The following is a 24079-nucleotide window of genomic DNA, read 5'->3' as shown; positions in this document are numbered from 1 at the left end:
CGTGATCGCGCCAGTGCCCGTCATAGGCCTGTAGATGGGCCGGATCGTCAGTTGCAGCATCCCAAGCCAAGGCCGCAGCATGCGCCGATCGCGCAGCAACCGGCTGCTACCAATTGGGCGACAGGTCCAGGCGCCGCGGCAAATGCTGCACTGGATGACAATATCAGGCTGACCGTGGCGATCTTCGCAATCTTGAACATGACAGACTCCTGTAAGGCGCATTGCCCGCAGCGGTGCGGATCGGACTTCGCCAGCGGCCAACGCTAGCCAAACGCATGCACGCCGCCAAGCCTTTTTATCAGCGCTGATTGTTCTCATCGCGTGCGACGAAGGGTTTCGATGGCATCGATGCGACCCGTGCAGCCTCAGGCCTGCTCATAGGCGATGGCCGACCAGCATCCAGATCGCCATGGCGACCATCATCACATTTTCGGTCAGCGAGACGAACCCCAGCGGCACCCGCGAGCTGCCGCCGACGCAGGCGCATTTGATATCGCGCTTCTGGATATAGACCGCATAATACACCGAGACTGCTCCGATGCCGCCAATGAACAAGGCGGTCGGGATGGCGATCCAGTCGAGCGCGCGGGCGAGCATCAATATGCCGGCGAGCGCCTCGGCATACGGATAGATGTAGGCATAAGGCACCCATCGGCGAGCAAGCAGGTCATAGCCCATGAACATCGTGGCGAACGCATCGACATCCTGCAGCTTGGGGACGGCCAGAAGACACATCGCAACCGCGATGAATGTCTCGCCGGTGCGGATGGTCAGCAGCGTCCCCGTCGATACCCAGCTGATCGCCAGCGCCATCAGTGCGGCCATCGCAAAAATGGCCAATACCGGAACGTAGCTGACAGCATCGGGGTCCTTGACTGACTTGCCCAGGTGCCGGCGCAGGTCATCGTTGCCACCGATCCGTACACCTTCAATGAAGGTCTGCGGCGTGGTTTTGACGCCATGCTGAGCCTTGAAGGCATCGGTCTGTTCACGCGACGTCAGCCAGCGATCGTCGACAGTAAAACCGGCCTGCTCGAGCAGGTATTTGCTCTTCAGCCCATAAGGGCAGATGTGCTTTTCCATCACCATACGATGGAGAACGGCCGTCTTGGTACAAGTCATCGTTTCACCTTCTCGAACAGGTCGATCAGTTCATTGAACTTTGTCTTCTGTTCAGCGGCGTCGCCCGACGCAATCGCTTCAGACACGCAGCAGGCAGCATGATCCTTGAGGATCTCGCTTTCGGCCCGGGATAACGCAGCTTTGATCGCCTGAACTTGATGCAGGATATCGATGCAGTAACGATCATCTGCCACCATCTGCGAAACGCCGCGCACCTGGCCCTCGATCCGGCGCAGTCGATTCAGGATCGCGGATTTATCCTTGGCCATGGGTTTTCCTTTTGCGCTTGATATACCATAGGGGGGTATAGTATGACCTTGCAAAAGGATAGGCAAGGGTCATGCAGCAGGAATTTTCGAGGCGGTCACTTCTGGCGGGCATTGGCGTCGGCGCATCCATGTTGGCGGTACCCGCATGGGCGCAGGGGCACAGCATGCACGGCGGCGGCCATAGCCGCGGCGGCCCGCTGATCCCGGCGGGCTTCGACGAGGTGCGCGGGCCGGTGATCGATCTGTCGATCGGCAGCGGCCACCGCATCGTTCAGGGCCGCCGCGGCCCCGGCATCGCTGTCAACGGCAGCGTTCCCGGCCCGCTCATCCGGCTGACCGAAGGACAGGAGGTGCGCCTTAACGTCACCAACAACCTGACCGTCGACAGTTCGGTGCACTGGCACGGGCTGCTGCTGCCGTTCCAGTACGACGGCGTGCCGGGAATCAGCTTCCCGGGGATCAAGCCCGGAGAGACCTTCACTTACGAGTTCCCGATCCGCCAGGCGGGGACCTATTGGTATCACAGCCATTCGGGGCTGCAGGAACAATCGGGTCACTACGGCCCAATGATCATCGAACCGCGCGGCGGCGAGCCGATTGCGGTCGATCGCGACTACATCTTGCTGATCAGCGATTTCACCACGCTCGACCCGCATTTCATCATGAACCGGCTGCGCACCGGCGAGGGCTATTTCAACCGCCAGCAAAACACGTGGACCGACGATTATCCGATGTCCGCCGAGGAACGCCGGATGTGGGCGCAGATGCGGATGATGCCCACCGACATCGCCGACATCGGCGGCAGGACCTACACCTTCCTCGCCAACGGGCGCGGGCCGACCGAGGGCATGGAATATCTGTTCAAGCCCGGAGAGCGTGTCCGGCTGCGGATCATCAATGGCGCGGCGCAAAGCTTCTTCAACGTCCGGATTCCGGGCCTCCCGATGAGCGTGATCGCCACCGACGGCCAGCCGGTTCGCCCGGTCGAGGTCGACGAGCTGCAGATCGGTGCGGCCGAAACCTATGACGTGATCGTCGAGCCGGGCTCGGCGCCTGCCTGCAGCATCGTTGCCGAATCGATCGACCGATCGGGCATGGCGCTGGCGACTTTGGCCAGCGCGCCGGGTCTGCGCGCCGATGTTCCCGCGCTGCGCGATCCGCCGCTGCTGACCATGGCCGACATGGGGATGAACCACGGCGACGGCGGAATGGACCATGGCGGAATGGATCATGGGACCATGGGTCATGGGAACATGGATCATGGTTCGATGAACCACGGCGCCACGCCCGAAACCGGCAATGACACCTCCGCCAGCATGAGCATGGACGGCATGAAGATGCGCGACACGTCGCTGCTGCCACCCGACGTGGCGATCGGGCCGGGGATCGACATGGTCGCGATGGCACCGGTCGACAAGATGGGTGACCCCGGGCTTGGCCTGCGCGATGTCGCGCACCGGGTGCTCAACTACCGGATGCTGGTCGCGCGCGATACCAATCCAGATGCGCGCGAGCCGTCGCGGCTGCTCGAACTGCACCTCACCGGCAATATGGAACGCTATATGTGGTCGTTCGACGGGCGGATGTATTCGGCGGTGAGCGACGTGCCGATCCGTTTCGCCTGGAACGAACGGGTGCGGGTCAAGCTGATCAACAACACGATGATGGCGCACCCGATCCATCTGCACGGCATGTTCTTCGAGATGGTCAACGGCCAGCCCGCCGCGCTGCAACCGCGCAAGAATACGATGATCGTCCAGCCCGGCGCGAGCGCGCAGTTCGACCTCACCGCCAACGAGCCGGGCGACTGGGCCTTCCACTGCCATCTGCTCTACCACATGCACGGCGGGATGATGCAGACGGTCACGGTTGTCGGGCCGGAGGCGGCGTCTTGACGCGCATGACACTGGCCGCGCTGGCACTGGTGACCTTCGCTGCGCCCTTGGCGGCGCAGGATCACAGCGCGCATCAGGCTCAGCCCGATCCGCATGCCGGGCACCAGATGCCCGCTCCGCAAACCGCCAACCCGCATGCCGGGCATACTATGCCTGCTACCTATCAGCCAGCAGCTGAACCCGAAGCGATGGACGGCATGGACCACAGCACCATGGATCATGGTACGATGGACCACAGCACGATGGATCACGGTACCGGCGCCGATGCCCCGCCATCACCTGGTCCCGATATGGAAACCCCGCCGCCGCCCGAAGCCGGCGCCGGTCCCCCGCGCGCGGCCGACGCCATCTGGGGCGCAGATGCGATGCGCGCCTCGCGGGCGGATCTCCAGAAGACGCACGGCGACTACAACCTGTTCTGGTTCCAGGCCGATCGCGCCGAACTGCAGATGCGCGATGGTGCCGATGGCTATCTGTGGGATCTGCAGGGCTATTATGGCGGACCGACCAGCCGTTTCTGGTTCAAGAGCGAGGGCGAAGGCAGCTTCGGCCAACGCATCGAGGAGCTCGAGGTCCAGGCATTGTACTCGCGCGCGATCGCCCCGTTCTTCGATCTGCAGGCGGGCATCCGTCAGGATTTTGCCGGGTCCGACACCACTTATGCGGTGGTCGGCATCCAGGGGCTGGTGCCGTACATGTTCGAGGCCGACGGGGCGCTGTTCCTGTCGCATCGCGGCGACCTGACCGCGCGGCTCGAGGCCGAGCTCGACCAGCGCATCACCCAGCGGCTGATCATCCAGCCGCGCGCCGAACTCAACCTCTCGGCGCAGGATGTGCCGCAACTGGGCATCGGTGCAGGGATCGACAGCTTCGAGGTCGGTGTCCGGCTGCGCTACGAGATCATCCGCGAGATCGCGCCGTATATCGGCATCGAACAGAACTGGCGCGCCGGCGGCAGCGCCGATTTCGCACGGGCCGCAGGCGAGGACGCCAGCGTCACCAATTATGTCGTCGGCATCCGTCTGTGGTTCTGAACATGAAGGAAAACATTATGCGCCTGCGCTTTCTTTTCGCTTATGCCGCCGCCGGTCTGGCAACCCTCGCCATGCCGACCATTGTGATGGCCCACACCAAGGTCGTCGCGTCCACGCCTGCGCAGGGTGCGACCGTCGCCAAGCCGAAGCTGATCAAGCTCACCTTCAGTGAAGCCTTGCTGCCGCCAACGGTCGCAACCAGCGTCGTTATGACCGCGATGCCGGGGGTGAAGTACCACGGCGAGATGGTGATCCGCAATTTCACCACCAGCTGGTCCGACGGCAACAAGACGCTGACCCTCATGCTGCGCCAACCGCTGCGCGCGGGTACATACGACGTGCGCTGGCAGGCGGCAGGCGCGGACGGGCACCGGATGAAGGGCGCGATCAGCTTCACTGTCAGCTGATCCGATGACCGCCGACTGGTTGTTCCCGGCGCTACGATTCGCCCAGTATTCGGTGCTGCTTGGCCTGTTCGGATCCTTGACTTTTCGGTTGTTTGGGCTGCGAAGCCTGGCTGCTACCCCGCTTGCGACCGGGCCGGCTACGCTCATCGCCGCGGTGGTCGCGCCATTGATTGTGGCCGCCGTCATGCTGGTCGCCATCGCGGAAATGATGGGCCAAGCCTTGTGGGATCTCGACTGGACGACGACCGCTTCGCTGGTCGTGACTACCGACATGGGTACTGCGTTTCTGGCAAGAACGGCGCTGACCGGGGCAGCTGCGGTCTCGCTGATGCTGGTCCGACCGGTCAGGCGATCACATACGATCGCCGCCTGGCTATACGCATTGGCGCTTATGACACTTGCATGGAATGGTCATGCCGCAGCGACCGAAGGCTTGGCCGGGCTGGTGCATCGGATCAATAACTGCCTGCATCTCACAGCCGCGGGCTTGTGGATCGGCGCCATCATGCGGTTTACCGCGGAGATTATCGATGCACACCGCCGCCATGACCCCGTCATGGACGATGCCTTGCTCAGTGAGATGCACAGCTTCCGCCCGTTTGGTCTGCTGCTGGTCGGGATTGTAGCATTCACGGGTATCATCAATGCGCAGATGATCTTCGGCCTTGAGAAGCTCGATCTGATACTGCGTACACCCTATGGCTGGATGCTCGGAGCCAAGATTGTGATGGTGGCGCTCATGCTCGGCTGTGCGGCCTATCATGCGAACAAGATAAGGCAGCAATTGGCAGGCAATCGCGACACGCGGCTCGATCAGAGACCACTCATCTCGGCAATCCGATTAAGTCTGGTCACCGAAATGCTCCTGGCATTGGGGGTGATCTCATTGGCAGCCGTCATCGGTCTCTCTTCACCATTCGACTGAAGTTCAAGCCGGACTGACATATGTTCCCAAAACACGCCGATACCTGCGGTTGATCTCTTCCCAGTTGAGGTTGGCCATGAACGCATCGATGTATTTCGCGGCCGCTATGCCGTAATCCATGTGGTAAGCGTGCTCATACATGTCGAGCGCGATCAGCGGCACGCTTGCGACAGGCTGGTGCATGTGATCCCAGGCCCAGTAATTGTGCAGACTGGCCGTGTGGATGTTCCACGCCAGCACGCACCAGCCTGAACCGCCAGCCAGCGACATCGCAGTACGCCTGAATTCCGTGTCCCAGGCCGCGAACGAGCCGAAGGCCGCTGCTATAGCCTTTGGCACATCTCCCGCCGCGGCACCATCGCCGCCGAGCGCGCCGAAATACAGCTCATGCAGGATGACCGAACCGCTGCGGTGCAGCTCCTCCCTCTTGAGCCCGCCATAGAGGATCGCAGGAAAGTCTTTGTCCGCCAGCGACACCGCCAGCCGACCCTCAATCATGTTCAGCGTGCGCACTGACCCGATGTAGTTGTTGTCGTAGTGCGAGCGGATGAGCTTTTCGGACATGCCGGTGAGCTTGGCCGGGTCGAAGCCCAGCGGCACGGGCGTGTGATTGCCCGCAAAGGCAGGCGAGAGGGTTGGTGCTTGCGCGGATGCAGGTGCACCTGCGGCAGCTGCGGCCAGGCCAACACCCACGATGCCCATGGCGCTGCGGCGGTCAACTTCGGTCATATGGCATTTCCCTTGATCAAAGACTGCCCAGAGCCAGGCCAGCTACGGCAAGAACGGCGAGCATGCGAAAGATGCTCCACTTCAGCGCAAACAGTATGACAGCCGCCAGCACCGATAGCACGCCTGCACGCCAGTCGAATGTCGCCCAGTCGGGCACGTTGAGCTGCATCGGTCCGACGACCGCTATGGTCACGCGAGCGAACAGAACATGCAGCGCAAACCAGACCGAGAGGTTGGCGATCACGCCAACCACGGCTGCTGTTAGCGCGGCAAGGCCACCCTTGAGGCGTGTCGCGTGCTGCAACCGTTCGATCCATGGCGCGAAGGTGAATATCCACAGGAAGCACGGCGCGAACGTTACCCATGTGGTGAGGCCAGCTCCAATGATACCCGCGACCATCGGCGAAAACGGCTCAGGCGATCGGAACGCAGCAAGGAACCCGACATGTTGCGTTACCAGGATCAGAGGACCCGGCGTCGTCTCGGCAAGGCCCAGCCCGTCGGCCATCTCACCCGCCTGCAACCAGCCGTAGGTCTGCACTGCTTCCTGCGCCATATAGGCAAGCACGGCATAAGCGCCGCCAAAGGTGACGATGGCCAGCTGCGAGAAGAAGACGCCGACGTCCCACAGAACATGATCCTGACCCAGGATCACCAGCACCAGCACCATGGGCACCGCCCAGATCGCGAGCCATAGCAGCACCGTGCGCGACATGACGGCGAACGACGGCCGAGGTGAGGCATCTGTGCCTGATGTCGGTCTCAGCGCCAGCCAGTCGGGACGATAAGCCGCAACGATCATGCCGATCGCTCCTGCACCCAGCACCACCAGCGGGAACGGGAGGTTGAACAGGAACAGCGCCAGGAACGCCGTAACCGCCAGTGCCTGTTTGAACCGCGTGTTGAGTGCGCGGCCACCGATGCGGATCAGCGCTTGCACAACAATGGCGAGCACCGCAGCCTTGATCCCCAGGAACAGCGCCGCAAACCAGTCGAGGTTGGCGGCCAGCGCATAGAGCGATGAGAGAGCCAGCATGACCAGGGCGCCGGGGATGACGAACAGTAGCCCTGCGGCAAGCCCGCCCTTTAATCCATGCAGCCGCCATCCGATCCACGTCGCCAGTTGCTGCGCTTCAGGGCCGGGAAGCAGATGACAGAAATTGAGGGCGTGGAGATATCGCTCTTCATCGACCCATTTGTGCTTCTCGACAATTTCACCATGCATCAGCGCGATCTGGCCGGCAGGGCCACCAAAGCTCAGGCAGCCAATGCGCGCGAACACGCGCACGAGCTGACGAAAATCAGGAATATCGGTTGATACGTCCACGGCCACGCAAGGTCCCCTTATTGTCGCCTCGCATCACGAAGCAGACCAGAGGCAACGCTTGGGCCTGAACAGCCTGACCGGGAGGTTGCTTCAATCCCGATGTGTGTCTGCTCCCACACCAAGACGACTGCGTCAAGTCACTGAAATGATCTCTGCTATACGATCTGGAAATGCATCAGCGCCCGGTTCATCAGGACATAGAGCAGGACCGTGACCACACTGCCCGCCAAAAGGGTGGGCCAGAAGCCCATCCCCCTCCCGATCAGGAACGGGACCAGCAGAAACATCGGCAGGCTAGGGAGCACATACCAGAAGGTCGCGGTGGCATGCTGCGCGATGGCCACCGGATCGGACGTGTCGCGATAGAGCCAGATCATCGCTAGGATCGAAACCAGTGGCAGCGATGCGATCATCCCGCCGAACCCCGGATAACGCCGCGCGACCTCGGATGCGATGGCTACGAGGATACCGGAGATCCCGGCCTTTATCGCCAGATACAGCATATCACTCTCCCTTGGTGGCCAGCACGGGCTGGGTGTGATCGTCTGATGGACGCCCTCCGTGCACAAGCCGGTAAAGCACCGGCAGCACAAGCAGCGTCAGCAGCGTCGATGAGATGATCCCGCCGATGACCACGGTGGCCAATGGCCGCTGGACTTCCGAGCCAAGACCGACATTGAGCGCCATCGGCACGAAGCCGAGGCTGGCGACCAACGCTGTCATCAGTACCGGACGCAGCCGGGTCAGTGCGCCGGTGCGGATTGCTTCATCCAGTGGTGTCCCTGTTGCACGCAGCTGGTTGATGAAGGTCAGCATCACCACCCCATTGAGCACCGCAACGCCCGACAGGGCGATGAACCCAACCCCGGCGGAGATCGAGAAGGGAATATCGCGCAGCAGCAGTGCGGCAATTCCCCCGGTTAGCGCGAGCGGCACGCCCGAGAATACGATGGCGGCGTCCCTGGCGGAGCGAAACAGCGCGACAAGCAAGCCGAAGATCAGCGCCAGCACCATCGGCACGACGATCTGCAACCGCGTGCTGGCCGACTGCAATTGCTCAAAGGTGCCGCCATAGTCGATCCAGTAGCCCGCAGGAAGATCGACCTCGGCACCTACCCGCTGTTGCAGTTCGGTGATGAACGACCCCAGATCGCGGCCGCGCACATTGGTGGTTACGACCGCGCGGCGCTTGCCATCCTCCCGGCTAATCTGATTGGGGCCGGTCGTCCGCTCGATCACGGCGACTTCTGACAACGGCACAGATCCTGCACCACCCGGCAACTGTATCGGCAGGCGGGCCAGCACATCGGGGTTCTGACGCAGGGTCTCGGGCAGACGGACGACGATGTTGAACCGCCGGTCGCCATCGAAGATTTGCCCTGCCGGGGTTCCCCCGGTGGCCGCCGCGACCACCGCCTGAACATCTGCGACGTTCAAGCCAAGCCGGGCCAGTGCGGCGCGGTCGGACAGCACCTGAAGGAAGGGCAGCCCCGTGACCTGCTCGGCCTGGGCGTCCTCGGACCCTTCGATCGAGCCGACGACCCCCAGCACAGCATCGGCGGCTGTCGCCAGCTCTTCCAGATCATCGCCGTAAATGCGGATCGCGACATCCGAGCGGACGCCAGCGATAAGCTCGTTGAAGCGCATCTGGATCGGCTGGATGAACTCGTAGCGCGATCCGGGTATCTGTTCGACCGCATCGTTCAGCTCGGCGACAAGCTGCGCCTTGGGCTTGCGCGGATCGGGCCATTGGTCGCGCGGCTTCATGATGATGAAGGTATCGGCGACCGAGGGCGGCACGGCATCGGTGGCCACATCGGCAGTGCCGATCTTGGCGAACACCTGCTGCACCTCAGGAAACTGCTTGATCCGCTTTTCGAGCGCCGATTGCATCGCCACCGCCTGGGTCAGGCTGGTGCCCGGAATGCGCAGCGCGTGCATCGCTATATCGCCCTCGTCGAGATTGGGAATAAACTCGGAGCCAAGCCGGGTTGCCGCCAGACCGCTGACGACGACCAGCGCGATCGCGCCTGCAATCACCACGCCCCGCATCCGCAGCGCCCAATCGAGCAGCGGCGCATAGGCATTGGCCGCCGCGCGCATAACCCGGTTCTCTTTCTCCTCGACCCGCCCGCGCACGAACAGCGCAACGGCGGCAGGAACGAAGGTCAGCGACAGGATGGCCGCAGCCGTCAGGGCCAGCACCACGGTGAGCGCCATCGGGTGGAACGTCTTGCCCTCCACCCCTTCGAGCGCGAAGATGGGCACGTAGACGATGGTGATGATCGCGATGCCGAACAGGCTGGGCCGAATGACTTCCGCACTGGCCGAGGCCGCAATGTCGAAGCGCTCTTCGCGTTCGAGCAAGCGCCCCAACCGATGCTGCGCCTCGCCGAACCGGCGCAGACAGTTCTCGACGATAATCACCGCGCCATCGACGATCAGCCCGAAGTCGAGGGCGCCAAGGCTCATCAGGTTGCCCGATGTCCGCGTGCCGACCATGCCGGTGATCGTCATCAGGAACGCTAGCGGGATCACCGCAGCGGTTATCAGTGCTGCACGAATATTGCCGAGCAGCAGAAACAGCACCACGATCACCAGCAGCGCGCCTTCGGCAAGGTTCTTCTCGACCGTGCCCACCGTCGCGTCGACCAGCTTCGACCGGTCATAGACGGTGTTGACTACCACGCCACCGGGCAGCGACTGGTTCACTTCGGCCAGCCTTTCGGCCACGGCTATCGAGACATCCCGCGCGTTCTCGCCGACCAGCATGAAGATGGTGCCCAGCACCACCTCCTGCCCGTCCTTGGTGGCTGCACCGTTGCGAAGTTCGGACCCTATCTCGACATCGGCAACATCGGCGACCCGGATCGCCAGCCCCTGCCGGTAGGCGACGATGATGCCGGAAAGATCACGTTCGTTCGCCGCCTGGCCCGGCACGCGGATCAGATATTGCGATCCCGATTGTTCGATATAGCCAGCGCCGACATTGGCGTTGTTCTTCTCCAGCGCGGCGACAAGGTCACCAACCGTCAGGCCAAAGCCGGACAGGCGTTCAGGCGATGGCGCAACGACATATTCCCGGCGGTATCCCCCAACCGAATTGACCTCGGTGACGCCCGGAACTGTGCGCAGCTGCGGCCTCACGACCCAGTCATGCAGTGTCCGAAGATCCTGCGCAGTGTAAAGCTTGCCGTCTTCGTTGACCGCCCCGCGCCGTGCCTCGACTGTATACATGAAGATCTCGCCCAGCCCGGTAGCGATCGGTCCAAGCGCGGGCTCAACGCCATCGGGCAGTGATCCAGCGACCGTTTGCAGCCGCTCGTTGACCAACTGACGGGCAAAGTAGATGTCCGTGCCGTCCTCGAACACGACGGTGACCTGCGAGAGGCCATAGCGCGATACCGACCGTGTATAGGATAGCCCCGGCAGCCCGGCGATGGCGGTCTCGACCGGGAAGGTTATGCGCTGCTCGGCCTCGAGCGGCGAGAAGCCGGGGGCGGCGGTGTTGATCTGCACCTGCACATTGGTGATGTCGGGCACCGCGTCGATCTTGAGGCGACCGAACGCCCACAGGCCGATCCCGGCCAGGATCAGGGCAAGCCCCATGATGATAGTGCGCTGCCGGATCGACAGCCGGATAATGCGTTCAAGCATGGCGTTGATCCTTAGTGGTCGTGGCTGGCGCCGGATTTTTCGACATCGGCCTTGATCACGAAGCTGTTCTTCGTGGCATAGGTTGTGCCCGGCTTCAGGCCTCCCAATACCTCGGTCCATTCCGGCCCTTCACGGCCGAGCTCCAGCATCCGCACCTCATAGGTCTCACCAATCTTGGCAAACACCACGCGGAAATCACGGAACTGCTGGATCGCCTCGGTGCGCACTGCCAGCGGCACGTTGCGCCGTTCGACCGTCACGATACCGCGCACCGCCATGCCAGGCCGCCACAGGCCGCCGGGGTTGGGCAGCGCAGCGCGCGCCGTCACGGTCTGGGTCTGCACTTCAGCCAGCGGCAGAAAGTCGCGGATGGTCGATCCCTGGCTTCGCTCTCCCTCGATTGCCTTGATCTCGACCGCCTGGCCTGCTCGCACCTTCTCGATGTCACGCGGGAAGATCGGGAAGGTCGCAACCGTTCTGGCGGGATCGGCGATCACGAAGATCGGATCGTCGCCGGTGACGTCGCCGACATTGGTGTTGCGCTGGGTGATGACGCCGCTGGTCGGGGCATAAACCGCGTAGGTCTGGAGCGAATAGCTGCTTTCCACCCGTGCCAGCAAAGCGCCGCGTGCAATCCGGTCCCCGATATTCTTGTGGACCGACACCACCCTTCCGGGGAACTTGGCCCCGACTTCAGAGGTCGCGGAGGGGTCAAGCTCGACCCTGCCGATGATCTCAAGCGTCTCGCCAACTTCGGCAGGTCCGGCAATGGCGGTCTCGATTCCCGCTGCCTTCGCCGCAGCATTGCTGATCTTCGTGCGCCCTTCATAGGAGTCAAACGACCATTTGTGGGTCTTGCCGCCTTCGGTTGCCCGCACGCTGACGTCAAAGCTGTGCGGCTCGACCAGCACGGACGATCCGCGCAGATAGTCTTCCGCCGGGCGGAAGGTGAATGTCGTCACCTCGCCATCAAGCCGCTTGATCGTGACCTGAGCCTTCACCGAGCCGGGAGGCAAAGGTTTGTCATCGCGATAGGCATAGAGCCGGTATTCGGGAGGCACGCCGTCCTCGAATACTGTCAGCTCCAGAGCGAAATCGCCGTCACGCAGCATCCGCCCGTTGTGCGGACCGCGTTCATATTCTCCCGGCGCAAGATCGGTGCCCTTGGCTTCGTGGGTATTCGTGCTGTCGCCACAGGCCGCCAGAGGCAGCAGCATGGCCATGCAGATCATTGTCAATGTCGCTGAGCGCATCATTCGGCTCCTTGAAGGTGCGGCGCAAAGCGCCCGGTCAGCCGGTCGAGTTCGACCCGCGCTTGGTGATGAAGGATGGCGACCCGCACCATGCGGGCGCGGGCTTCGTGCAGCGCGACCTGCGCCATCGACACATCCAGAAAGGTGAAGCCCCCGCGATTGTAGCCGGCACGCACCTCGGCCAGCGTCTTCAATGCGCCGGGCACCACCTGATCACGGACGGCTTCGACCTCGTGCGCGGTTTCCTCAACCTTTTCGGCAGCGAGCATGATCGCCTGTCTGCGCTGATAACGTTCGACAGCAAGGTCCGCTTGCGCCTGTCTGCTTTCGGCCTCGGCGCGCGCGATGTTCGCCTGGTTGAGCGCACGGTTCGCAAGCGGGAGAGAGACGCCCGCGACCAACGCGACATCTCCGGTGCCGATATAGCGTGGCCCTGCGGAAACCGTTGGGTCAGTGCGCGCGCCTGCCTGCTGCAACGTAATGTCGGCAGATGCCCGGCGCTGGCGCGCCTCATACACGGCAAGGTCGGCCGCAGACTGGGGAACACCCGCATCAACGGGAGCAAAGCGCAGGAAGTCCTCGCGCGACACCGACAGCCCCGTCGCGTCGCCGTCCCAGAGCGCTACGAGGCGTTTCATCGCAGCATCGCGGGCATGCTCGGCCAGTTCCAAATCGACGCGCGCTTCGGCGAGCTGTGTCCTTGCGCGCGTTCCTGCAAACAGCGGGTCGCGTGCATCGCTGACCCTGCGACCCACCTCGCGCGAGAGCTGCTCTGCAATTTCGACACGCGCTTTGGCGATGTCGATCGTCGCCTCGGCGGCTTGGACCTCGACATACAAACGCTGGACGGTCGAGGCGATGTCGAGCCGCCGGACGAATGCCTCGGCAGCTGCGACCTCCAATTCGGCGTCGGCCAGAGCCACGCGCGCAGCCCGCTTGCCACCGCGTTCGATCCGCTGGCTATACATCGCTCCGATCTGGAACTGACGATAGAGATCACTGTCCCCGATGCCGAAGTTCTCGGCCAGGACATCAATGGAAGCTGCGGGCCGGGTATCGGCGGCAGCACGGCGCGCAATCAGAGCATCGGCGCGGGCGGCGAATGCCTCGCCCACCGGTGACGCTGCAATCGCGCGCGCTATGGCATCATCAAGGGTCAGCGGGAGGGACTGGGTCTGGGCATGCGCAGAGGCGCTCGAAACAAGCACAGTTGCGCACATCGCAGCGCGCAGGAAATAGGGCATCGGGGATCACTCCTGATCGAAACGTCAATGCGCCGCCCACTGGGTCGGCGCGGTTGCGCGCAGGATCAGGCTGACGGTGGTTCCAGCAAAGGCGGAGTTCGCAGCGAGCCGGGCGACGCCTCGGAGGTGATCCGCATGATCAGCCTGTGCCGCATGAGACGGGCCGAAGGCACGATTGTGTCGGAGGAAACATCCCCAATGAGGTGGACATGATGTCCGGTAGATTCGGGGGCTACGGCGTGCTCGTCATCATCAAAGTCGCCATCGTTTCCGGCGTCATCGGGGTAATCCGCAGCGTGCGGCGCATGGACGTGTTCATCATCATGCGCATGCGGCACAGCTTCCCCCATGCTGCCGTGGGACAGCAACAGACAGAACAGCAGAATCATGCAAAGCACGCGAAGCATGACGTTACGCTAGCAGAACGCCCGCCCGGCAACAATCTTGGGGCGACAGATCGCCCATATGATCAGGAAACCGCGGAGTTTGTAGCTTTTGCGAACACCTAACTTACCATCTGCTGCAGCTCACTCTCGATCCATAAGTTCAGCCCTGTCTTAAGGACAGTGCGCCTTGTTAACCCTTATGCGGCATCTAGCTGTAATGGATCGCACTGCGTCTTCACTCGCGGCTAGAGCGCACAGTGTACTGCCGGCTGTTTCAACCGGCCTGCTGTATTTTGTCGCCGCCATTTCAGCGCTCACTTGGAGTCACGGTCAGGACGGCATTGCCACTGTATGGCCCTCGAGTGGTATTCTTTTGGCAGCGCTTCTGCTCAGTCCCTGGCAACGTGCCGGCTGGCATATTGGAGCTGCCAGCATTGCCAGCCTGGTCGCCAACCTTTTGCAGGGAAACAGCCTTTGGACTGCAACTGGATTTACCGTGGCCAACATGATGGAGTCCTTTCTGGCGGCATGGCTACTGCGTCGGCGAAGCAGTGAATGGATCTCATTTTCGGATCCTGCACGGCTGGCGGAGTACTGCATCGCAGCCTCACTAGCCGCAGTTTCCGCTGCAACGATCGCTACAGCATTTGCGCCGACTCCCTCACTGGTGTTTTGGTTCTCGTGGTTATCGACGGATCTACTTGGAATCCTTCTCGTAACCCCCCTGATCCTAGTGGTTGCAGCAGCTACGATGAAACAACGAATTCGATCTCGGGCACGAACCAAGACGGAGGTTTTTGGCATTTTTGCCATGGTGGTCCTGGTTTGCTTTTTGACTTTCACCCAGTCGACTTATCCGCTGCTCTTTTTGCCTATGCTTGCCATTTTAGTGGCGGTGTCGCGGCTCGGCTTGCTTGGTGCAGCTGGCGGGGTGGTTATTGCTGCGGCCGTCAGCTCAGTGGCGATCAGTTATGGTTCTGGGCCGGTAATGCTGATTGATGCCAGTGCGCAGTTCAAGAGCCTTTTTGTTCAGTTTTATCTGCTTGCCCTATTTGCAGCGGCTCTGCCAATGAGCGCGTTGCTTGCTGCTCGCCGCCGTCTCCTCGGTCAGTTAAGTGAAACTGTGAGACTGCTGCAGCTTGCAGAAACCGCTGCGAATGTTGGGCATTGGAGGCTTGATATTGGTTCCGGTGTGGTCACGTGGTCACCAGAGGTCTTCAAAATTCATGGGCTGAATGCTGAAACACCAAGATCGCTAACGCGAGCGATTGATGCTTATCACCCAGATGATCGCAAACTTGTGACCGAAAAACTTGATCATGCAATCCAGCATCAGTGTGGGTTCGAGTTTACCGCGCGGATTATTCGACCCAGTGGGGAGATTCGCCACGTCCTGTCGCGTGGAGAATTTGAAAAGGGACAGCTCCATGGGTCGGCGGGCATGTTTGGCATCATTCAGGATATTACATCCCAATTCATATACGAAAGAGATCTGCTGGCTGCGAGCGCGTTGGCACGGCAGGCAGCCAACGACGCAAAACTAATGGCTGAAACTGACCAGTTGACAGGTATTGCAAACCGGCGTCGCATCTCAGCAGAACTTGAAATGGAAATCGCTAACTCGACAAAGCATGGACGGCCTCTGGCGGTCGCGATATTTGACATTGATCACTTCAAACAAATCAATGATCGGTTTGGTCATCACGTTGGCGACGAGGTCCTCAAGCGTGTTTCGAAAGATGCCGACCGCGAGCTTCGCAGCGGCGATATGCTGGGCCGATTTGGTGGCGAAGAGTTTGTGATCCTCTTCCCCGGTGCAGGTTCGCACATAGCATTAAAGGTCGCAGAGCGGGTGCGCAGAATCATCGAGGCGGGGGGAGTCAACCCGTCGGTAACGGTCAGTATCGGCGTCGCTGAATTCGCTCAAGGTGAAACTGCCGAGACCATTTTGCGGCGTGCCGATGAAGCTTTGTATGCCGCAAAGGCCGATGGTCGAAATATGCTACGCCTCGCGTCGTAATGCGGGCTTGCCACAAAAAGTATAGCATATCCCTCTCTTGAAAGCCGATCGTGCTGCAGCGAGCAAGCGTAATTTGCTATTGATAACGCTTAGCAACACCAATAGAGACGGTCCCTGAACGAAAGCATGGATGGGTATGTCGATCATCACAAGTCTCATGGCCGCGACAGCGCTGGCGTCGAGTCAGGGCGATTCACTGGGCGCGGATGCAACCATGCCTCATAGCGATCAGGCAGAGATTGTCGTCACGGCCACCCGCTCAGGCTCGGCTATCGAGCGACTACCGATTTCCGTTTCGGTGGTGGATGAGGAGACGGTGAACGAGCAGTTGCGCCAGAACCGCAATATTCTTTCAGGACTGGAGTTTATCGTACCGGGCCTCAGCGTTCAGGACAGCGAGGTGCGCGGGAGCTGCAGCAGCGCCATCCGTGGCCGGGCGGCATCGTTCCAGATCAACGGTGTGCCGGTGAACGAAGACTTGCGCCCGGGGTCTTGCACAGGCCCGTTCACCATCTCGCCCTTCTCGGTCGAGCGGGTCGAGGTGGTTCGCGGCGGCACCGCGCTGTATGGCGCAGGGGCGCCTGGCGGGATCATCAACCTCATCACCCGGCGCGCCAAAAGCGAGGCGCTGGAGATCGATGCCACCTTGCAGACCAGCTTCAACACCGAACGGTCGCGCAACACGTTCACCACCGACCTGTATGCCGGAATCGGCCAGAAGGTCGGTGCATTCGATTATTATGTCGGTGCGGCTTATACCGATGGCGGACGCGTGCGCAGCGCTACGGGCCTTCCGGTCTTCTCGGCGGCCTATGAATCGGTCGACCTGCTGACAGCGCTGGGGCTCGATCTGGGCGCCGGCCAGGAACTTCGCTTCACAGGGACGTTCCACAACGAGGATGTAGGCCCTCAATTCTATCCGGACGGCACCGTCGATCCGGTCAGCGGCCTGTCGCGAATCGTCGAGGTAGCGCCCCATCCGCAGGTGGGCCAGGGCCGCGACCGCAACGTGACCATGGCCTTGAGCTACCGCCATCCCGATCTGCTGGCGCATGACGTGTCGGTCAGCCTTTTCTACCAGGACCAGTCGATCAAGCAGCGCGACAACTTCTTCACCGCAGACTTCGGCGATGATTTCTTCGCCTCCAACCGCGAGAACAGCCGCCTGGGCTTCAGGTCCGCGCTGACGCGCAGCTACCCCATCGGCTCGGGAAGCCTCAAGACCACTTATGGCTTCGACTTCACCCGCAACGATTTCCTGCGGTTCAACGTCGATGCCGCCGATGGCGAGGTGGTGACCGGCTATGTGACGCCCGCCTTCTACCTCAATACTTATGCGCCGTTCGGCCAGCTCGAACTGGGTCTGGGCCGCCTGACCTTGAGCGGGGGCTTCCGCCGCGAATGGTACAGCGGCGCCATCGAGCGCGAAGGCTTCAACCCGGCCCTGCCGCGCGCGGCCACCCCGGGAGCGTTCGGCAAATCGAACCTGAACCTTTGGAACGCGGGCGCGGTGTTTGCCGTCGCCGACGCCGTGCAGCTGTATGCGAGCTTCAGCCAGGGCGCCGAACTCACCCAGCTTGGTCGGGCGGCACGCGGCGCGACCGATCCCTCGCTGATCACGGTCGAGCCTGCGACCTCCGATCAATACGAGCTTGGCCTCAGGGGTGACATCGGCATGGTGAATTTCGGCCTGGCGGTCTATCATTCGCGATCGGCATCCTCTTCGCAGATTCAGCCCGACCCGAGCTGCGCAGGCGAAACCTTCTGCCCGCTGATCCCGCTGCGCGTGCCGGAACGCTTCCGCGGGTTCGAGGCCAATGCCAGCTGGAAGGCCACCGACACCCTCACCCTGGCAGGCGTCTTCACGCTGCAGCGCGGACGGGTGTTCAACGAGGATCTGGGGCGCTTCATTGCGTACGGCACCGACGTTGCGGTCCCGGTCCGGGTGACAGGCCGCGCGGAATGGCGCCCGGTCGAACCGGTCAAGCTCAACTTCCAGATGACGCATTACGGGGCGTCGTCGTTCTTCACCCCGACCGAGCAGGCGATCGGCTTTGTCGATACCGACGCGGTGACGCTCGCCAGCGGCAGCGTCAGCTATCAGGCAGGGCTGGTCGAGATCTACATCGCCGCCGACAATCTGTTCGACGAACGTTATGTGAGCGTCGCCAACCAGGTGCAGGGACAAGGTGGCTTCACCTTCATGGAAGCGCCGGGACGCAGGGTGACAGTGGGTGTCAGCGGTCGTTTCTGACACCCCGCGCATGGCCCATGGCGGTCAGGCAAGGGCGGTGCGCCGCAAGGCCGTGCCGCTGTCCTACTGGCTGCACTCGCTTGTCGGCCTGAAGCTCAGCCTGTTCCTGGGTTTCGTCTGCCTGACCGGTACCATCGCCACGGTCGCGCATGAGATAGAATGGCTCTACAAGCCTGCCGTGCGCGCATCCCCGCTGCAGGGCGAGGTAGACTGGGGAGCGATGTGGGATGCCGCCAAGGCCGCCCATCCAGATGCGACGCTGACCGCGATCGGATCGTACGAACGCGACGATGCTCCCTATTTCGCCAAGTCGGTGTCCGCGACCGACGCCGGTGGCAGGGATTTCACGATCTACGTCGACCCCGGCACGTCACGGGTGACAGGGCACGAATATGGCCGCAGCTTTCAGGATGCGATGCGCGCGCTGCATTACTATCTGTTCGCGCCCGGACCTATCCCGATGTACATCGTGACCTCGCTCGGGTTCGTGCTCATCCTGTCGCTGGTGACCGGACTGATCAGCTACAAGAAGTTCTGGCGTGGTTTTTTGCGCAAGCCGCGCTGGCATCGCGACCTTCGCACGCTGATGGGCGATCTCCACCGCCTCATCGGGCTGTGGTCACTGTGGTTCGTGGCGATCATCGGCATCACATCCATCTGGTATTTCGCCGAGCACGCCGGGCTGGACCTGAACACTTCGCCACCGGTTGTGAAACGCCTCCAACCGGCGACCGACATCACTGGCGACCAGATCAATCGCTGGACCGGGATCGCCCGGCGCGAAATGCCCGGCCTTGCGATCACCGCGGTCCATCTGCCTTATGGACCCGGCGACCCGGCCATCGTTCAGGGCCAATGGCGGGCCTGGCTGGTGCGTGAGCGCACCAATGCGGTTTTTATCGATCCTGCAACCGGCAAGATGGTCGGCAAGCGCATCGCTCACAGCATGGGCGTGGGCGAGCGGATTGTCCACACGGCCGACCCGCTGCATTTCGGAACTTTTGGCGGCCTCGTGACCAAGCTGATCTGGGTGGCGTTCGGCATCGCTCTGGTGGCGATGGCGGGCAGCGGGGCGGTAATCTATGCAAAGCGCCTGCGCATCGCGGCAGGCAGCGGTGTTACCATGGGCATGCTGGATTACCTCGGTGGGTGGAAATGGCCGAGCATCCTTGCGACCACGGTTGTGCCTGGGATCGCGTTCTGGTTCTGGTGAATGGCCAAGCCAGCTGAACTAGGTGCGCGCTGAGCCACGCACAAAATGGATGACACATTATTCCAGGCGGAGATCGCTTCTGCCTATGCGCTTTGACCAAGTTCAACCGAGGGCCGGGCATTGCTGATCGTATCAATGTGCAAGCGGCAGCTCCTATCATGAGCGGTTATTCTCGTTGGCCGATGTGAACAACGGAGTCTGGTCGGCAGCTGACAGGACCCCACGCGGCCCGCAAATGGCCGCAATCCGTGGTTTGCTTCCCAAAAGCTGAAATTCTAAATGCAACCCCTTAGCGGTCGATCCCGGTTGCAGAAAGCGGCCAGTCCGGCCAGTCCTCGATCTAACTGGCCCGGTTGATGACAGCACGATTGAAACACCATGCTGCCGTCAGCCACAACAGCACAAAAACGGTGAGAAAGCCCCATTCGACCGAGTGACCAGGCATCATCCTGAGCGCGGCGATACCAACAGCATATTGACCGATGGCCAGCAGCATTGCGATCCATCGCATCGCTCCCGGTCGGAACCGGACGATCATCGCGGAAAGAATGGCCCCTGCAACCATGAGGAAAAAGAAGATGTTTACGGAGTCCTCCTCGCCGATGATGCCAACCGCAGCGTTCAACCAGAAGGTGAAAAAGGCCGTGAAGCCGGCAATGATGTAACCGATGTGTGGCGCACCAGGCCGGGCAAAACGCGCCGCCAATTCAACCACGGTTCCGACAGAGCCCAACAGGATCGTAGCGAAAACGAAATCGCCAGCGGTCCAGTTCACCTCGCCAGTCATCTGCATCGCCAGTGCAGGCAGCATCAACAGCGCCAGAAGGCTACCCCAGCCAGCAATTCGCCATCCGTTAAAAAGTGGGGATCGGGTCGAAGAATGGTCGTTCATAATGAAGGCCTCCCAGTGGTTTTCTCGCAGCGACCTTGATCCGGCCCCGTGTGAAAGGCATGAGCAATTCATGAGTAATGGCTGAAACCACGCGCGATGCTTGCTTTGGCCGGGAGATGGCACCAAACCGCTGGAACATGGAGACACCGGCCCGCATCTTCCGATTTGACGCGTTCCTGCTCGATTGCGACAACCGGCAGTTGCGTAAGGACGGCCTGCCGATCGAGCTTGGCAGTCGGTATTTCGACGCACTCGCTCTGCTCGTCTCCCGGCGTGGGGATCTTGTCACCAAGGACGTGTTCTTGGAACAGGTGTGGCACGGCATCCCGGTGACGGACGAGGCGCTAACGCAATGCATCCGGACGCTGCGCCGTGCGCTGGGCGATGATGCCGCCAATCCGCGCTTCATCGAGACCGTGCCCAAACACGGCTATCGCTTCGTCGCCGTACAATCCACTCAGGTACCAGTATCGCCGCGTGCACAAGGATCGCATGTCGCCGGTGCCTGCACGCTGGCGGGCCTTGCGTCAGGCGTGGTGGCCGGCCTGATCTACGGCGTGATTGCAGCGACTGGCGGCGGCGCGCAGGTGCTTATCCTGGCGGCGATGATAGGCACGCTCGGTTTGCTCGCCGGTGCGGGGCTTGGCGCCGGCATGGCTGCGGCTCTGACGTGGCGCGAACATGCTGATGGATGGTTGGTGGCTGGAGCCGCGATCGGCGGCCTTGCCGTTGGCGCACTAGGCAACCTGCTCGGAAGAGAAAGCGTAGGGTTGCTGTCGGGGGTGTCCATAGCGAATGTCACCGGGCCCTTCGAAGGCGTAGCGCTCGGCACGGCTGCGGGCGTTGTTGCTTGGGCAGCATTAGCAGGATATCCTTGGCGGATCGTGATCGCCGTTTGCGTGATTGCAGGTGCCGGCGCAGCTGGCCTCATTTTCTTCTCCGGAGGGACATTGCTCGTCGGCTCCCTTCAAGCCGTTGCGCAGGGCCTTTCTGGGACGCAGATTAACCTTGCAAACATCGGCATGGTGCTCGGCGAGGCAGGACTTACGAGGGCGGCGATTGGGCTCACGGTTGGCGCGGAAAGCCAAATTTTCATTTTGTCGATCGGCGTAGGTCTCTTGGTTGCGCGCAACCGGCCGATAAAATCTGACTAAGAAACGCATGCCGATGCATATTGATAGTCGACCTTCGGTAAGCCACCTCAGTTGTAGTCATCAGCGGGTTTGGGGCTCGACCCCGAATGGCGCATGGCGGCGTTCGGTGGAAGCAGACGTTCATCCTGATGATCGGGCACGACTGACTCTGGGTCGTGTGCTACCGGAAGCGGAATGCCTCTTTTGGGACTAATCGGCCCTTTCGCGCCTGTCCGCGAATGGCAGTTTTTGGATAAATCGGTCACTAGCATGTCATCTGATCGCCATTGGGAAACGACAATGATTGGTACGAATGTTGACTGTTGTCATATCGCAGTCGCTCATAGGACCGACGGGCAAACCTGATTGGCCCCAAATCTAAACAAAATCGAAACCAGAACGGCTTAATTGCGGCGAATGGATTTGGACGAGCAGCCTGCAGCAAACCAAAACCCATCTGGGTCGGGCAATGCCTTGCTCAGGCTGCAAAATACCATTTTGGAATCTATCGCCAAAGGTGCCGACCTCGCGGTGACGTGCACACTGCTTTGCAGAGAAGTGGAGTCGCTGTTACCTGCGGTGAAATGTTCGGTGCTGAGTGTTGATGGTACAGGAGCTCTCCATCCGCTGGCTGGCCCAAGTTTGCCGAAATCATACTCAGATGCCCTTGATGGAGCTCTCATCGGTCCGTCGAATGGCTCTTGTGGCACGGCGGCCTATTTGGGCGAGGATGTCGTAGCCATTGACATTGCAACCGACCCTCGCTGGGTGGACTATAAGCATCTAGCGCTGCCACACGGCCTGCGCGCCTGTTGGTCCAGCCCGATCATTGATGCAGATGGCGTAACGATTGCAACGTTCGGGATATATTTCGCCGACTGCCGTGGTCCAACGCCATTTGAACAAGCTGTCGTGCGCAACTGCGTTCACCTGTGCATTATCGCCATTGACCGCCATCAGCGCGTAAACGAACACGAGAGACGCGCGTTGACTGACGCGCTGACAGGATTGCCCAACCGTGCCGCATTCAACGCCGAATTGCTCACGCTCGATTGTCGCGCGGCGGGTCGCTGGGCGATATTCGTGCTTGATCTCGACAACCTGAAGATCGTCAACGACACCTTCGGCCATCACGCTGGTGATATGCTCCTTCAGATCGCCAGCGATCGTATCGCCACCGCCGCATGCCCCAGCCGTACGTTCCGCGTTGGTGGAGATGAGTTTGCGATCGTCATCAAGGCGCCGCAGGCGTTGCGCGATCTGGATGCCACGGCAGAGACCATTACCAGTGCTCTGGCCACACCTGCCGATTGCGGCGGGCAGATAATCGTGCCCCGGGCCACCATCGGGGGCGCAGTGGTTTCAGGCGATGAACCGAGTGTCGAACACGTTCGCAAGAACGCCGACTTCGCACTGTATCATGCCAAAGAAACCGGTCGTGGCGGCTTTGTCCGCTACTGGCCGGGCCTGGGCTCAACCATGGCACAACGACTGGGCGCGATCCGTGATGTGAACGCCGCATTGCGCGATAACCGGATTGATGCGTTTTATCAGCCCATTTTTCGGCTGGATACGCGCGAAGTGGTGGGCTTGGAAGCGCTCTGTCGGATGCGGATGGGCAACAAGATCGTACCGACCAAGGCATTTCACGAGGCGACAACCGATGTGCATGTGGCAACCGCCTTGACCGCTCGGATGATGAGCATTGTCGCAGCGGACGTGCGCCGCTGGCTGGATATGGGTATCCCTTTCCAACATGTCGGTATTAATGTGTCATCGGCTGATTTGAGTGGGGGCACGGTCGAGCGTGTGCTCACCTCTGTTTTTGAACGCGAGGGCGTCTCGCTGGAGCATGTGATCCTGGAGGTCACCGAAACAGTTTATATGGGTGAAGGTGATCAAGCGGTTCAGCAAGGCATCAAGGCGTTGCGTGCGAAGGGTATTCGTATCGCACTGGACGACTTCGGGACAGGTTTTGCTTCGCTCACACACCTGCTCACAATTCCAGTCGACATCATCAGGATCGACAAAACCTTTATCGAACATCTGGCCGCCGGCAGCGTCAGCATGACGATCGTCGAAAGCCTCATCCGCATTGCCCAGAAAATGGATACCCGCATCATTGCAGAAGGTGTCGAGTCCGAGGAGCAGGCACGGTTGCTGCAGGCCGCAGGCTGCACATTAGCGCAGGGCTTTCTGTATTCCCAGGCGGTCGATCGGATTGAAATGACCGCGCTCCTTTTGAAAAGGGGGCAATATGTCAATGGTCCTGCGGCGCCCATAACAGGCTTTGTAGGGCCGAGATAGTTGCCGGTCGAC

General features: G+C 61.3%; 19 protein-coding genes. 10 read left to right on the top strand and 9 right to left on the bottom strand.

What is annotated here, in order from left to right:
• Positions 1–375: 375 nt before the first annotated feature.
• Both B5J99_RS01320 and B5J99_RS01315 read right to left on the bottom strand, forming a co-directional pair.
• Positions 376–1122, bottom strand: coding sequence for a MauE/DoxX family redox-associated membrane protein (locus B5J99_RS01320; RefSeq protein WP_162892404.1), 747 nt, complete (start codon positions 1120–1122; stop codon positions 376–378).
• Positions 1119–1391, bottom strand: a complete 273-nt coding sequence (locus tag B5J99_RS01315) for a metal-sensitive transcriptional regulator (RefSeq protein WP_117351227.1) — start codon at positions 1389–1391, stop codon at positions 1119–1121. Before B5J99_RS01315 ends, B5J99_RS01320 begins: the two co-directional genes overlap by 4 nt.
• A gap of 128 nt (positions 1392–1519) precedes the next feature.
• On the opposite strand from B5J99_RS01315, the gene B5J99_RS01310 reads away from it, so the two are divergent.
• From B5J99_RS01310 to B5J99_RS01295, 4 genes are read left to right on the top strand one after another with little or no spacing between them, the layout of a single operon-like run.
• Positions 1520–3286: a copper resistance system multicopper oxidase gene (locus B5J99_RS01310; protein ID WP_425456421.1), complete on the top strand. Its 1767-nt coding sequence runs from the start codon at positions 1520–1522 to the stop codon at positions 3284–3286.
• Entirely contained in the window at positions 3283–4320 is a 1038-nt protein-coding gene (locus B5J99_RS01305; protein WP_117351225.1) for a copper resistance protein B, read from the top strand. The genes B5J99_RS01310 and B5J99_RS01305 overlap by 4 nt, the downstream gene beginning before the upstream one ends.
• Before the next feature lie 17 nt (positions 4321–4337).
• Positions 4338–4727 carry a copper homeostasis periplasmic binding protein CopC gene (gene copC / locus B5J99_RS01300; protein WP_117353290.1) on the top strand — a complete coding sequence of 130 codons (390 nt, stop codon included), beginning with the start codon at positions 4338–4340 and terminating at the stop codon, positions 4725–4727.
• A 4-nt stretch (positions 4728–4731) separates the two neighbouring features.
• Complete coding sequence (locus tag B5J99_RS01295) at positions 4732–5652, top strand: CopD family protein (protein ID WP_117351224.1); 921 nt, start codon at positions 4732–4734, stop codon at positions 5650–5652.
• A gap of 3 nt (positions 5653–5655) precedes the next feature.
• On the opposite strand, the gene B5J99_RS01290 is transcribed toward B5J99_RS01295, so the two are convergent.
• From B5J99_RS01290 to B5J99_RS01265, 6 genes are all read right to left on the bottom strand, one after another.
• A complete protein-coding gene (locus B5J99_RS01290; RefSeq protein ID WP_117351223.1) occupies positions 5656–6381 on the bottom strand; it encodes a superoxide dismutase in 726 nt (241 codons plus the stop codon).
• Between the two features lie 16 nt (positions 6382–6397).
• Complete coding sequence (gene chrA / locus B5J99_RS01285; RefSeq protein WP_117351222.1) at positions 6398–7708, bottom strand: chromate efflux transporter; 1311 nt, start codon at positions 7706–7708, stop codon at positions 6398–6400.
• A 155-nt stretch (positions 7709–7863) separates the two neighbouring features.
• Positions 7864–8211, bottom strand: a complete 348-nt coding sequence (locus B5J99_RS01280; protein WP_117351221.1) for a DUF3147 family protein — start codon at positions 8209–8211, stop codon at positions 7864–7866.
• A 1-nt stretch (position 8212) separates the two neighbouring features.
• On the bottom strand, positions 8213–11365 hold the full coding sequence (locus B5J99_RS01275; protein ID WP_117351220.1) for an efflux RND transporter permease subunit: 3153 nt from the start codon (positions 11363–11365) through the stop codon (positions 8213–8215).
• A gap of 11 nt (positions 11366–11376) precedes the next feature.
• Positions 11377–12582 (bottom strand): efflux RND transporter periplasmic adaptor subunit, encoded by a 1206-nt coding sequence (locus tag B5J99_RS01270; protein WP_245991706.1) that lies wholly within the window; start codon positions 12580–12582, stop codon positions 11377–11379.
• Between the two features lie 35 nt (positions 12583–12617).
• Positions 12618–13862: a TolC family protein gene (locus tag B5J99_RS01265; RefSeq protein ID WP_117351218.1), complete on the bottom strand. Its 1245-nt coding sequence runs from the start codon at positions 13860–13862 to the stop codon at positions 12618–12620.
• A gap of 209 nt (positions 13863–14071) precedes the next feature.
• On the opposite strand from B5J99_RS01265, the gene B5J99_RS01260 reads away from it, so the two are divergent.
• From B5J99_RS01260 to B5J99_RS01245, 4 genes are all read left to right on the top strand, one after another.
• Positions 14072–14371: a hypothetical protein gene (locus B5J99_RS01260; RefSeq protein ID WP_117351217.1), complete on the top strand. Its 300-nt coding sequence runs from the start codon at positions 14072–14074 to the stop codon at positions 14369–14371.
• 94 nt (positions 14372–14465) lie between these two features.
• On the top strand, positions 14466–16268 hold the full coding sequence (locus tag B5J99_RS01255; protein WP_162892403.1) for a sensor domain-containing diguanylate cyclase: 1803 nt from the start codon (positions 14466–14468) through the stop codon (positions 16266–16268).
• Positions 16269–16398: 130 nt separating this feature from the next.
• Positions 16399–18522: a TonB-dependent receptor gene (locus B5J99_RS01250; protein WP_117351215.1), complete on the top strand. Its 2124-nt coding sequence runs from the start codon at positions 16399–16401 to the stop codon at positions 18520–18522.
• A complete protein-coding gene (locus B5J99_RS01245) occupies positions 18503–19735 on the top strand; it encodes a PepSY-associated TM helix domain-containing protein (RefSeq protein WP_162892402.1) in 1233 nt (410 codons plus the stop codon). The genes B5J99_RS01250 and B5J99_RS01245 overlap by 20 nt, the downstream gene beginning before the upstream one ends.
• A 340-nt stretch (positions 19736–20075) precedes the next feature.
• Here B5J99_RS01245 and B5J99_RS01240 read toward each other — a convergent pair whose 3' ends face one another.
• On the bottom strand, positions 20076–20627 hold the full coding sequence (locus B5J99_RS01240; protein ID WP_162892401.1) for a hypothetical protein: 552 nt from the start codon (positions 20625–20627) through the stop codon (positions 20076–20078).
• Between the two features lie 77 nt (positions 20628–20704).
• Here B5J99_RS01240 and B5J99_RS01235 point away from each other — a divergent pair, with 77 nt between their 5' ends.
• Together B5J99_RS01235 and B5J99_RS01230 are read left to right on the top strand one after the other, a co-directional pair.
• Complete coding sequence (locus tag B5J99_RS01235; RefSeq protein ID WP_117351212.1) at positions 20705–21781, top strand: winged helix-turn-helix domain-containing protein; 1077 nt, start codon at positions 20705–20707, stop codon at positions 21779–21781.
• A gap of 396 nt (positions 21782–22177) precedes the next feature.
• Positions 22178–24067: a putative bifunctional diguanylate cyclase/phosphodiesterase gene (locus tag B5J99_RS01230; protein WP_117351211.1), complete on the top strand. Its 1890-nt coding sequence runs from the start codon at positions 22178–22180 to the stop codon at positions 24065–24067.
• The last annotated feature ends 12 nt before the right edge of the window (positions 24068–24079 follow it).

Source organism: Blastomonas fulva (assembly GCF_003431825.1).
In the GTDB taxonomy this organism is placed as follows: Bacteria; Pseudomonadota; Alphaproteobacteria; order Sphingomonadales; family Sphingomonadaceae; genus Blastomonas; species Blastomonas fulva.
This window is presented reverse-complemented; position numbering and strand designations above follow the sequence as displayed.